At 47.1% G+C, this 10024-nt stretch carries 8 protein-coding genes; 5 read left to right on the top strand and 3 right to left on the bottom strand.

Annotated features, from left to right (window positions below; genetic code table 11):
• Both BMZ54_RS21405 and BMZ54_RS21400 read right to left on the bottom strand, forming a co-directional pair.
• Positions 1–273, bottom strand: a 273-nt coding sequence (locus tag BMZ54_RS21405; RefSeq protein WP_143081002.1) for a transposase, incomplete at its 3' end; no start/stop codon positions are given.
• A 187-nt stretch (positions 274–460) separates the two neighbouring features.
• Positions 461–3913, bottom strand: coding sequence for a pyruvate carboxylase (locus BMZ54_RS21400; RefSeq protein ID WP_089917110.1), 3453 nt, complete (start codon positions 3911–3913; stop codon positions 461–463).
• 581 nt (positions 3914–4494) lie between these two features.
• Here BMZ54_RS21400 and xerD point away from each other — a divergent pair.
• Positions 4495–5391 carry a site-specific tyrosine recombinase XerD gene (gene xerD, locus BMZ54_RS21395; protein WP_089917107.1) on the top strand — a complete coding sequence of 299 codons (897 nt, stop codon included), beginning with the start codon at positions 4495–4497 and terminating at the stop codon, positions 5389–5391.
• 235 nt (positions 5392–5626) lie between these two features.
• Here xerD and BMZ54_RS21390 read toward each other — a convergent pair whose 3' ends face one another.
• Positions 5627–6514: a hypothetical protein gene (locus tag BMZ54_RS21390; protein ID WP_089917104.1), complete on the bottom strand. Its 888-nt coding sequence runs from the start codon at positions 6512–6514 to the stop codon at positions 5627–5629.
• Between the two features lie 732 nt (positions 6515–7246).
• Here BMZ54_RS21390 and BMZ54_RS21385 point away from each other — a divergent pair.
• From BMZ54_RS21385 to BMZ54_RS21370, 4 genes are all read left to right on the top strand, one after another.
• Positions 7247–7651 carry a hypothetical protein gene (locus tag BMZ54_RS21385; RefSeq protein ID WP_089917099.1) on the top strand — a complete coding sequence of 135 codons (405 nt, stop codon included), beginning with the start codon at positions 7247–7249 and terminating at the stop codon, positions 7649–7651.
• 108 nt (positions 7652–7759) lie between these two features.
• Entirely contained in the window at positions 7760–8332 is a 573-nt protein-coding gene (locus tag BMZ54_RS21380) for a hypothetical protein (protein WP_089917096.1), read from the top strand.
• Positions 8329–9132: a sensor histidine kinase gene (locus BMZ54_RS21375; protein WP_089917092.1), complete on the top strand. Its 804-nt coding sequence runs from the start codon at positions 8329–8331 to the stop codon at positions 9130–9132. The genes BMZ54_RS21380 and BMZ54_RS21375 overlap by 4 nt, the downstream gene beginning before the upstream one ends.
• A 101-nt stretch (positions 9133–9233) precedes the next feature.
• Positions 9234–9908: a response regulator transcription factor gene (locus BMZ54_RS21370; protein WP_089917089.1), complete on the top strand. Its 675-nt coding sequence runs from the start codon at positions 9234–9236 to the stop codon at positions 9906–9908.
• Positions 9909–10024: the final 116 nt, after the last annotated feature.

Below are 10024 nucleotides of genomic sequence, written 5' to 3'. Positions count from 1 at the left end.
TTCCTTTAATTGTTTTTCCTTATCTGTATTGGAGGCTCCTGCTTTTAGGTCCGGTGAGCCAACTGCTGGAGCATTTTTAACTACTGGCAGCTGATCCTGGCTGTAATGCCTTTCGTACCAGGACACCATACTCCTAACGACCTCTCTGTTTTTAAGGCCGTACTTCTTTGCCAACTCCCCATAGCTTTGATCTGTCGATAGATATTCCCGGGCAACGCTGATTTTCAAGGTCTCGGCGTAGATAGGAGGTGGTCCTAATGATTTTCCTTTCATGTTAGTAATTTAATTAATCCTTAATTAACCCCCAACATGTAAAGTCAATTCTGAATCAATACAGATTATCTATGGGTTATTAATACTTTAATAATAGGTTATTCTTAAGAAGGCGGTAAAAGGACAATAAAAAAGCGGCGGCCTTCAAATGAAGACCGCCGCTGTATGATCAAACAGGTAATTAAAACTAATCCAGCTCCACTACCAGGTCATCCTGCTGCACCATGGTACCTTCCGGTAAATGTACTGCCTTTACTTTGGTAGTGCGTGTTGCCGTTACTGTTGTTTCCATTTTCATGGCTTCAATAATAAACAGCGGGGTGTTGCTGCCTACGGTGTCGCCTACGCGTACCAGCAGTTTGGAGAGCTTGCCCTGTAGGGGGGCGCCTATTTCCAGATCGGGGTTAGCGGCTTTTTTATTAACCGGCACCAGGCTGGATACGGAGTGATCCCTTACCTGCACGCGGCGGGTATAACCATTCAGCTCAAATACTACGGTGCACATGCCGCTTTCATCGGCCTTTTGCACATACAGCAGCTTTACAATAATAGTTTTGCCTTTGCTAAGGGTTACCAGCATTTCCTCGCCCAGCTTTAATCCATAGAAGAAGGCTGGTGTGGGAATGGCTTCTACGTTCCCATAGATCATGGTATGATGGTAATACTCATCAAACACTTTCGGGAACATATGATAGCTGAGGTAATCCAGGAACTCGGCCTGCGGGTATTTTAGCTGGAACTTTGCAAAGTCGCTGTCGAAATCAACTGGCGGCAAATGCTCATTGGGTTTGCCTTTCAGGGGCTGCTCACCTTTGAGCACAATGCGTTGCAGCTTTTCAGGGAAACCGCCATACGGCACTCCCAGGTCGCCACGGAAAAAGCCGGTTACAGAAGCGGGGAATGCGAAGTTGCGGGTTTCATCCAGCACATCTTCTTTTGTTAACCCGTTAGCCGTCATAAACAGGGCCATATCCCCTACTACTTTGGAGCTGGGCGTTACTTTCACGATATCGCCAAACAGCTGGTTCACGACAGCGTAGTTCTTTTTAATGGTTTCCAGCTGCGTGCCCAGGCCCAGTGATTCTGCCTGCTGGCGCAGGTTGGAGTATTGCCCGCCGGGGATCTCGTTCTCATAGATCTGCGCGGTGCCTGCCTTCATATCTGATTCAAAGGGATAATAGTATTCGCGTACATCTTCCCAGTAATTGCTGTATTCATTCAGGGAGGCCAGGTTCATGGGGCGGCTTCTTTCATGCCCGTCTAAAATGGCCACCAGCGCATTCAGGTTAGGTTGCGAGGTGAGCCCGCTCAGGGAGGCTATAGCGCCGTCTACCACGTTCACGCCGGCTTCTATGGCTTTCAGGTAAGTGGCGGCCTGCACGGACGATGTATCGTGTGTATGCAACACTATAGGCAGCTGCACAGCTTCGCGCAGCGTGCTTATTAAGAGTGATGCGGCCTGTGGTTTTAACAACCCTGCCATATCTTTTACGGCCAGCATATGTGCGCCGGCATCTTCCAGGCGTTTAGCCAGGTCCACATAATATTGAAGGGTGTACTTTCTGTTGTCCTTGTTCAGGATATCGCCGGTATAGCTAATGGCTGCCTGGGCCAGCGCATCGGTGTATTCGCGTACAAAGCGTATGCTGGGGGCCATGGCATCTACCCAGTTCAGGGAATCAAAAATGCGGAATATGTCAATACCGTTCTCCCAGCTTTTTTCAATGAACTTGGCGATCAGGTTCTCCGGGTACGCCGAGTAGCCGACACCGTTAGCTCCGCGGAACAGCATTTGCAGCAACAGGTTGGGCATGGCCTGCCGGATCTGTTGCAGGCGCCTCCAGGGACATTCATGCAAGAAACGCATGGAAACGTCAAAGGTGGCGCCGCCCCAAACCTCCATGGAGAACAGTTGCGGGTTGTTACGCGCATAGCCTTCTGCTACCGCCATAATATCTTTGGTGCGCACCCGGGTAGCCAGCAGGCTTTGGTGGGCATCGCGGTAAGTGGTGTCTGTAAAATATACCGGTTTTTCCTGCCGCAGCCAGCGCGCAAAGTCATCGCGGCCCATTTGCTGCAGCTTGTTCTTAGTACCTTCCGGGAAAGGCGTAATGCGGGAATAGGCCGGCACCTGCGGTATGCGGAACCTGCGGTTAGGGTCTTTCACCTTTACATCCGGGTGACCGTTCACTGTAACATCTGCCAGGTATAGCAGGGTTTTGGTACCCCTGTCGCGGATCTGCGCCAGCTTAAACAGCTCGGGATGCTTATCAATAAACCCAACGGTGCAGTTGCCTTTGCGGAAAATATCATGTGTGATCACATTTTCCAGGAAGCCGATATTGGTTTTTACGCCGCGTATGCGAAACTCGCGTAAGGTGCGGTGCAGGCGGGCGGTGGCGCCTGACAGGGTGCGGCCTGAGGCGGTTACCTTTACCAACATAGAGTCAAAAAAGGGCGAGATCTTTACGCCGGAATAGGTGCTGCCCTCATCCAGGCGGATGCCGAAACCGCCGGCATTGCGGTAGGCTATTACCACCCCGTAATCCGGGGTAAAGTTATTCTCGGGGTCTTCTGTGGTAATGCGGCATTGCACGGCAAAACCATTCAGCTTCACATCCTCCTGCCCTTTCAGGAATATTTCCGGGTCGCTCAGCTGGTGGCCCTGTGCAATGAGGATCTGTGAGCGTACAATATCAATACCGGTTACTTCCTCCGTTACGGTATGCTCTACCTGTATGCGGGGGTTCACCTCAATAAAATATACTTTGTTCTGACGGTCTACCAGGAACTCTACGGTGCCTACGTTATTATAGTTTACCTTATGGGCCAGGCGCAGGGCGTATTGATAGATCTCTTCGCGGGTTTCTTCCGGCAGGTTGGGGCTGGGTGCTATTTCCACTACTTTTTGAAAGCGGCGCTGTACGGAGCAATCGCGTTCATAGAGGTGCACAATATTGCCATGGTTATCGCCCATCAGCTGCACTTCAATATGCTTGGGCTCTTCAATGAACTTTTCAATGAAGATGGTATCATCGCCAAATGCCTTGGCAGCTTCGCTGCGGGCTTCTGTAAATGATTTCTCCAAACCAGCTGCGTTATGCACTACGCGCATGCCTCTGCCACCGCCGCCGGCAGCTGCCTTCAGCATTACGGGAAAGCCTATACGCGTTGCTTCCTGTAAGGCCAGGGCTACGCTTTCCAGCTTTACCTGACTGTCTTCTATCAGCGGTACCTGCGCTTCGCGGGCCAGGGCTTTGGCGGCTACTTTATCGCCCAGCTGGGCCATTACTTCCGGTGTGGGGCCTACGAAAATAATGCCTTCTTCCCGGCAGCGGCGTGCAAACTGCACGTTCTCACTCAGGAATCCGTAGCCGGGGTGGATGGCGTCTACCTGCTGTTCTTTTGCGAGTTGAATGATGGCTTCAATGTCTAAGTAAGGTTTTAAGGGGTCATCGTCTTTGCCTATCTGGTAAGCTTCATCTGCTTTGTAGCGGTGCAGTGAATAACGATCTTCATACGTGAAAATAGCTACGGTTCGGATGCGTAGTTCGGCAGCGGCGCGCAATACCCGTACTGCAATCTCTCCCCGGTTAGCTACCAGTAATTTCTGGATCTTCTGAAGTGGAATGTCCGGCATGATATGTTAAATAAATATGCGTTTTTGTTAAAATTGCATTGCTAAATTAAGGTAAAACCTTTGTATCAGGCGGCGCTAAAATAGTAAAAGAACACATGAATTTGTTCGAATATTTCTAATTAAAGAATGATTAGAATGAATAATATTCAAATTTAGTTAATCAGTTCTAAACGGCGTGTTTGGGGAAATGAAAATGAGGGGTGGAAGACTGAAGTTGGGATATGGAGTATAGGAATATGGAACCGATTGCAAACAGGGAATTGAAAATTGGATTGGAAGATGAGGCATAGACATGCGCAAATATGGAAACGTGATGGGGGTATTAGAACCAATTGCTGGCGGGTTTGAGGCTGGACGATGAGCATAAAATATGGAACCAATTGCTGGCTGTGATAGGGGCTCACAATAAAGTTTCAAGTGCATACCAGTTGACTGAGCCAGCAGAAAGCTGCCGTTGCAAAATATGCGGCAGGTATACACCATCGACCATGGACTATTTTAATTTACATTTACGTTTTCAATCAACCCTACGCAATAGTCCATGGACCATCGACTATGGACCATGGACTATTTAATAACTTATGTGGAACGTGTACCTGAAAGGTTTTAGCGCTTATATGCAGCTGGAGCGCTCGCTCTCAGACAACTCCGTGCAGGCGTATATACGCGATGTAGAAAAGCTGGAACAGTACCTGCTGGCCAACGATAAAAAAATATCGCCGGAGCAGGTTACGCTGGATGACCTGCAATCCTGTACCCAATGGATAGCCCAGCTGGGCATGACGGCTACTTCACAGGCACGCATTATTTCAGGCATCAAGGCTTTTTATAAATACCTGCTGATGGAGGACCTTATTAAAGAGGATCCTACACAGCTATTGGAAGCGCCCAAAATACGCCGCAAGCTGCCGGATGTGCTGAGCTTTGCAGAAATAGAAAATATTATAGGGCAAATAAAGGCCGGTACCCCGGAAGGGCAGCGTAACCGCGCCATCCTGGAAACCATGTACAGCTGCGGATTGCGTGTTAGTGAGGTGGTGAACCTCAAAATATCGCAGCTGCATTTTGATGCGGGCTTCATTCGTGTGATCGGTAAAGGCAACAAGGAAAGGCTGGTGCCTATTGGCCGGGATGCAATAAAATATATTAACCTGTATGCCAACGAGGTGCGCGTGCATGTACCTATCAAAAAGGGACAGGAAGATACTTTGTTCCTGAACCGCCGTGGCAGCGGTTTGAGCCGGGTAATGATCTTCCTGGTGATTAAGGAATTAACGGCGGCAGCCGGCATTCAAAAGCAGGTATCGCCCCACACCTTCCGGCATTCTTTTGCTACCCATTTGGTGGAAGGCGGCGCCGACCTGAGAGCCGTGCAGGAAATGCTGGGGCATGAAAGTATTACTACAACGGAGATCTATACCCACCTGGACCGGGAATATTTAAGGGATACTTTGCAACGGTTCCATCCGAGATTTTGAATGGTCCATGGTCGATGGTCCATAGTCCATTGCATTTTTCGTGGAGCATATAGAACGTAATAGAAAAGGTTGGGGGACCTGCTTATACTTACACACTTATCACATGAGCATGCCATGGACCATCGACTATGGACCATGGACTAAAAAAAACAGCTACCTATAACTGGCTGAAGCGGTAGCTGTTTTTGTATTTGCATTGGGGCTCTCAAACAAGATGGACTCCTAACTAAAACTCTTAGAATGGCGCTAATAACTGAAAATCATCCGAATGTTTCCTTCTTTGCCTGGTTACTACAGACCAGCCGCCCAACCAGTGAGTCAGCTGCCTTGTAGCTCGTGTGGCGCTAGCAGGCTTAATTACGATATTCAGTAGTGTACAGGGAGCAATAGCTCTCCTTTCAGGGCATTTTGCCGTTTGTGCATCCTCCTCCCAAAGCAGCTGGTTGTTACGGTAGATCTTAAAATATACATCCGGGCCGGTATGATGCTGCCCGTGTTTTACCGGTAACGCTCCTGCTGACATATCTTCTACTCCAAACTGCAGCTTATAGCGGCCCTGCCCATTGGTATGGGTGGCGCCCAGTAAGCAGCCGTTCTGCGCATTGTAGATCTCAACTTTTAACTGCGGCTGGCCGGCCATGGTTTCAAAATGGCGTACCGTACCGCTAATCACCCAGGTGTCGTAGCTGCCACGGATCAGGTTCCAGTGTTCGGAAGGGATCACGTAGGCAAATGCGGCCAGGTATTTATCTTTTGTGCGTTTCCAGTGTGGCACCAGTTTGCTCAGGTGATACTGTGTTACGCTGTTTTTACCGGAGGCCCGGCCCGGGATCTGCTCTAAACACAGATCCAGTTCCAGGGGTTCCGTGAACAGGTGAAGCTGTTCCCAGGAAAGGCGAAAATCGCCTCTTTCATCCAGCACTGTTTCTGTTAACAAACGATGTTCTTTACGCGCCACTTGCGTGGGCGTTAACTGTATAAGGTGGTTAAACTTAGCCAGACCGGAGGTATCAGCCGGATAAGTGTCTTCTGGTAAGTAGATCCGTAAGCGGCCTTTTGCCAGCGGTTCGATACAATCGTCACAGATCAATGCAGAGATGTTGCCAATTAACAGGTAACTCATAGTTTTAAATTTTAAAAAAAAGGGGTTAACGAGCTAAACCTAAAAACCGGCTATTCGTGAGAACAGCCATACTTTTTTCTCTTTACTCTTTTTCTCTGCATATACCGGAAGAAACAAACATGGGTAGAAAGGCCCAAAAAGTGAAAACCCAAGTACTGTCCCCCTCTTGTGAATAACGTGTTTCCAAAATCTTTTTCCTTAGGTTGATGATGCAAAGGTTGAGAATATTGGAACAGCAGTCAAGCGTTAAACTGCTTAAAAGGTAAAATTGCGTAGAACTACGCAATTTTGCGGAAAGTACGCATAAGCCGCTGCAGACGCGGGAAAGCGGGGTTCTTAACGGCTATCCCTATGCGAAAAAAAGTTTTGGAACTACTATCATTATATGGTGTGATGATCCGGGGTAGAAAACTGGCAAACCATATAATATGTCGTACAACCGGCCAGCACAGCCGGCTTATAAAATATTCATTACCGGGAAAAAAACAATGGCTGTGCCGGGCAGGCTCCCGGAATGCGTAGTTCTACGCATTTTTTCCGAAAAATACGGGAAATGGTAAAAAACGTTCAGAGGGGGCGTATTTGCCAAATCCTTTCTGGCGCTGCATTACAGCCGGAATCCAGTTATAATTAACACAAAAGTATTATATATACCGGCTATTTGATGAGAAAGATTTTATGATACCTTTACGCCCATAACTCATCACACTCTACTAACTAAAACTAAAACACATGAGTACCACAGCAAAAAGGAACTTCCCCCCTGATGCGGGAACATTCATTACATTGAAAGAAGCTGATAGGCTGATCGGCAACTTCCATGATCATGAAACACAACAAGGTAAAAAGGATTTCACCAAAGCTTACTTTTTTGGTAAGGATAAGATCAAGGAACTCCTGGATTGCCCGGATTGCGTAGGCATCCGTATTTATTATGGTAAAGATCTGAATGGTGATGGAATTGACGACAAGAAAATGGTCATCTATCCTGTAAATAAAGAAGGTAAAAATATGCCTTACCATCCACCGAAACCGCATACCGCCGGTGCAAGCTTTGCGCCTCCGGGCGACCCGGAAGAAGATGGCGGCGGTAAGGCGTTGGATGGCGGTCTGGCGTGTCCGCAATATTGCCCCTGAGTAGATAAAAAATCATAAGATTAAGTGCGTATAATTGAAATTCTATTTTACACTATGACGGGGATCGAATGCTTGCTTTTGATCCCCTTCACTTTAAATTATAGTGTATTGGACAAAGCCGGAAGATGGGCTTATTACTATCTGTTAAGTAGTGTTGTATTTGCGTTAGGTTCATTGTTGATTGCCGCCCTGTACCGGAACAATCTATGGTTTACTTCTGTGATGCACCTCTTACAATTTATCATCCTTTCAGCATATTATTATGTACTCATAAAACGCCCTCCCCTTAAGTTAATTATAAAGATCCTGCTGATCCCTGCGTTCATCCTGTTCATCCTGGATTTCTTTAAGCTGGAAGGGATCTACACTTATAATTCCATCTTTGCCACCGTAAGAACCTGCTTATTACTGGCTTATGGTATTATATTCTTTATTCAGCTTTTATCTGATGATGATCTTATAAAAGAAGCTGTTTTTATTAACTCTTTACCTAACTTCTGGTTTAATTCCGGACTTTTCATTTACCTGTGCAGTTCTTTTTTGTTTTCACTGGCTTATAACTTCTTTTTACGGCATTCTTTATATAATACTGCTTTTCAACCGATCACTTTTATAGGCGGTATCATTGAAGGAATTCTTTTTTATATTGGTCTTATGAAAGCCAAAAAGCTGAGGTCATGAATTTTGTCGAAATAGTTATAATCGGAACAGTCGCCATGCTCCTGCTGGGCATACTGGTGGTAGTATTGGTGATATTTCAGCAAAAGCAGGTGATCCAGCACAAGCTGGTGCTGCGGGATAAAGACCTGCAGCTGCAACGGGAGCGCCTGGTGGCTGTTTTACAGGGCCAGGAGCAGGAGCGCAAACGTATTGCAGAAGACCTGCATGACGAAGTAGGCGCCCAGCTATCCGTACTAAAGCTGAATATTGGCCAGCTGCAGCAGCACCTCAAGAACGGCAACGGTGAAGGCGACCGTTTGAAAGAAACCAAAGATTTTACAGACACCATTATACAGCACCTGCGTTTCATTTCCCAAAGCCTGCACCCCCAGGCGCTGGATAACCTGGGCCTTTCACATGCCCTGGACTCGTTCTGCAGCCTGATGAACAAAAATAAACAGGTAACCATCTCCTTTAAGACCGCGGGTAACGGGCAGCCGGTAGACCGGGAAAAAGCCCTGAACATCTACCGCGTGGTACAGGAGCTGATGAATAACATCCTGAAACATGCACAGGCCACGGAAGTACTGATCACCTACCACAGCACCCCTACCCTCTTAAGCATTGACGTAGAAGACAATGGCAACGGCCTGCTGCTGGCCGCCCTGGACAGCTCCCGCAAGAAAACAGGCAGCCTTGGACTTAAAAATATCGAAAGCCGCTTGAATATTATCGGCGGAAGTATCAACTTTGTGCCGAGGTCACCCAAAGGAACAATTGCGCAGATACGGGTGGAAAATTATCAACCGTCAGTGAATTAGCTAATAATTTGTTAGTTATTAAATTGTTGATCATTAAACGTTAAGAAAAAAAATCACTTAACTTTACGGGCTATTTACACTGTACACAATTATTACTCCCTATGGCGGAACAGATAAAAGTGGCGATTGCTGACGATCACAAGATCTTTCGCAGCGGCGTTATTAATACACTCACCCCGTATGATAATATTAATGTGATCTTTGAGGCGGAAGATGGTGAGCACCTGTTAAAGATCATGGATGAGCAGCAGCCGGATGTAATACTGATGGACCTGAAAATGCCCAATATGGATGGCATACAGGCCACCATCCAGGTAAAGGAACGGTACCCGGATATAAAGGTCATCATACTGACCATGTATGAAGATGATAACTTTATTGTACACCTGGTAGAGAATGGGGCCAACGCCTATTTACTGAAAAATGCAGAACCGGAAGAAATATACGAAGCCATTTGCACCACGTATGAAAAAGGATTTTATTTCAGCGAGAACGTGAACCTGGCCTTGCTGAAGAAAGTACTGCACAAGAATAAACAACAGTTCAAACCTACCTTTAAGAGCAACAGCGCCAATACGGAACTGCAGCTGAACGACCGTGAAAAGGAAGTGCTGCAGCTGATCTGCAATGAATGCACCACCCAGGAGATCTCTGAAAAAATATTTCTGAGCCCTCGCACCGTAGAGGGCATACGGCAAAAGCTGCTGGAAAAAACCAGCGCCAAAAATACCGTAGGGCTGGTGATCTATGCATTCAGGAATGGACTTATTGAGTAGCGGAAAGCCGAGCTATAATAAGCGGAAAGCATAAAGCATAAAGCTGCCCGCATAGTATGATAAGCGTGTATTTGTCAACGTTATATGCTCTCTGCTTTCTCCTTTATCCTTTTTGC

It is taken from the genome of Chitinophaga rupis, assembly GCF_900109685.1.
Lineage (GTDB): Bacteria > Bacteroidota > Bacteroidia > Chitinophagales > Chitinophagaceae > Chitinophaga > Chitinophaga rupis.
The sequence above is the reverse complement of the archived record's forward strand: the minus strand, read 5'-3'. Positions and strand labels throughout refer to the sequence as shown.